Annotated in this window: 3 protein-coding genes; all 3 read right to left on the reverse strand. The window is 46.5% G+C overall.

What is annotated here, in order from left to right; genetic code table 11:
- Positions 1-208 precede the first annotated feature (208 nt).
- Positions 209-622: a hypothetical protein gene (locus tag ACFIKD_RS09185; RefSeq protein WP_375647862.1), complete on the reverse strand. Its 414-nt coding sequence runs from the start codon at positions 620-622 to the stop codon at positions 209-211.
- Positions 623-631: 9 nt separating this feature from the next.
- Positions 632-1,150, reverse strand: coding sequence for a phage major tail tube protein (locus ACFIKD_RS09190; RefSeq protein WP_015856800.1), 519 nt, complete (start codon positions 1,148-1,150; stop codon positions 632-634).
- 3 nt (positions 1,151-1,153) lie between these two features.
- On the reverse strand, positions 1,154-2,347 hold a 1,194-nt coding region (locus tag ACFIKD_RS09195), incomplete at its 5' end, for a phage tail sheath family protein (protein WP_375647863.1).

Here is a 2,347-nt window from a genome sequence, read left to right on the forward strand (position 1 = left end):
GCTGCAAGATCACGCTTGGCAGAAGCTATCCCCTCTTGCAGATGATTGACAAAACGCACAACAAGGGAAACATCCATGATCGTCTCTTATCCTAACTGATGACTTTCATATTCTTGGGCTTTAAGGCGCGCGAGTTCTTCTCGATAGGCAATCACATCCAGCCAATCCATCTGGTTAATTTCTGAAGGCGCCCAGTGATAATAAAGGGCTAGCTCTGCTCCAAATTGTCCGGCAGAGAGGATTGGCGTTGCGTAAAAAAAGCAAAAAAAGCCTTGAAAACAGCAATAATGTCAACAACATCAAGACGATTAATCAATTCAACCGTTTCATGAGACATATCGGCTAAAAGCACGGCTATTCCTTCCATAGCCTCATGGGTAAATAAAGCCTCACAAAGCTTAAGAACAAGAATATCATTGCCCAATGTTGTTTTATCCTCTTCTACAGCGGGTAGAACGAGCTCTACCAACTGCGGTCCAATCAACACCGCTAATTGGCGTGCTTGCTTGAAGTTTGGGCGATAAAAGGTCAGTTTCTTGCAGAGAGATTCTTTGCCACCTTTATCCTGATAAGGAAGCGGAACCTGCAATTCCACGTCAATGCTGGTTTGTAAACTTGTCATGATCAATTCCTATAAATTGAGAATAGAGCGGCGGCGAGAACCGATCTCTTGCCCGTTGCGGACAAGCCAACCGCCCCGTTTAAAGGAAAAGCGGTGCAAAACAGAGCCATCCCAAAATTCCGTATAGTCCCAAACATTTTTGATCTCGCAATCATAGCCTGTTGCTTTTCCAGCCGTTAAGCCTTCACTATCCACTTTGACCAAGCGCCCTGTAACATCAATGGAATGCTCATGCTCGCGTCCATCTTCTTCAGAGATCACATGTTTTTTGCCTGTGAATTTATGACGAAGACCAGGAGGACCACCAAAGATGCCGATAATTTCGGGGGTGTGGCTGCGGATTTTCATTTGTAAACTCAAAGCTTTCACACCAAGACCGCTCACATCAATTTGCATATCAGAGCCCCCTGGTTGATAGGTTTCGGTGATTTCTTCCAACGTAGGCAGTTTTAATGTTTCAAGATCAAGATGGAGATTGACATCATCATCAACAATCAGCGTAAAACCGCGTACAATGCGTAAAGTCATGCTTTAACTCCTTGCTGCTTTGCGATAAGTTTCAAGCGTATCGCCAAATTGATAAGTCATTTTCTTTTGGATATCTTGCGCCAGCCGATCAAAATAAGCGCTATTGCGCCGGCTGCCGAAACTCAAATCTTCTAAGGGTGGCACTTCTTCCGCATCAAACTCGACCCGCAATTTTCCCAATTGTAAAGTACTGTTGGAATTTAAATCGCGATCAAACCAAACCCGCCCACCCAAAAGCGCTCCACGCGCAATCAGATCATCAAGAAACTGCGTGAGGCTGCGGGTAATGGCAATAACATGTTGACCAGTAAGGTTTTCATCATTCGCCCAAGGGCGGAAATTGTTGATGATCGTTTTTTCCAAGGCTGCACGAGTGCGCACCACATTGACAAAACGCCAAAGCGGATCACTGGAGGTGGTATGGTTGCCCCATAAAATGCGCCCATTGGAAGCTACTTCTCCCTGCCCATTTTGGCTAAGCCGTGCTGGAATAAAGGTCGCAATATCGGCTTGGTTGAGGCGATTTGCTTCATGATCGATTTCCCCATCAAAATAGCTAATGGGGCGCGCCGTGCCTAAAATGCCATGCACATCTTGGTTGGAGGGAGACCAAAAAACACCGCCCCTTTGCTTATCACGTTTGATAAACATGGCGGCAGCAAAAGGACTTGCCGGTTTAACACTCCAACCCCCATCACCATTTGCCACCCGTACAAAGGGGTCAATCAAATAACAAAAGCGTGAGGAAAAATCTGCACGATAGGCAAGGCTTTCTTCCGTGTTTTTACCACCCGTATCAAACACGGCAATCGCTTGTAGCTTTTCTGCCACTTGTTCTAAAGCATCTGCCACGGGGTTTTTGCCATTATCAAGGCGCCCTGCACTATAAGCCGGTGCCAGTAAAATGCCAGGTTCCACCCCTAAATGCCCTCTAGCGTGTTTTAGCGCATGCACACCGGTCAGGTGAGCGTTTGATCCCACCATCTCAGTTTGTGTCTCAGCAATGGTTGATTTTTCTTCCACACGCACAAGGATAATTTGTGCCTCAATCCCTTGCGCACACACAGCGTTAATGACATCAAGAGCCGTGCCTCTTGCCCCAAGCTTTTGGATTTTCTCACCCTCATGCGTAAAGATAAGGATAGGCTCGTTGAGGGGAAAAACTTGGTTGTCAGCATCAGGGGCTGTAACAACCGC

The organism is Bartonella sp. CR84HXZ (assembly GCF_042194535.1).
GTDB lineage: Bacteria > Pseudomonadota > Alphaproteobacteria > Rhizobiales > Rhizobiaceae > Bartonella > Bartonella grahamii.

What these genes read in the sequence shown, in the direction of transcription:
- ACFIKD_RS09185 (WP_375647862.1), bottom strand. Translation starts at nt 622, where the DNA reads ATGACAAGTTTACAAACCAGCATTGACGTGGAATTGCAGGTTCCGCTT.
- ACFIKD_RS09190 (WP_015856800.1), bottom strand. Translation starts at nt 1,150, where the DNA reads ATGACTTTACGCATTGTACGCGGTTTTACGCTGATTGTTGATGATGAT.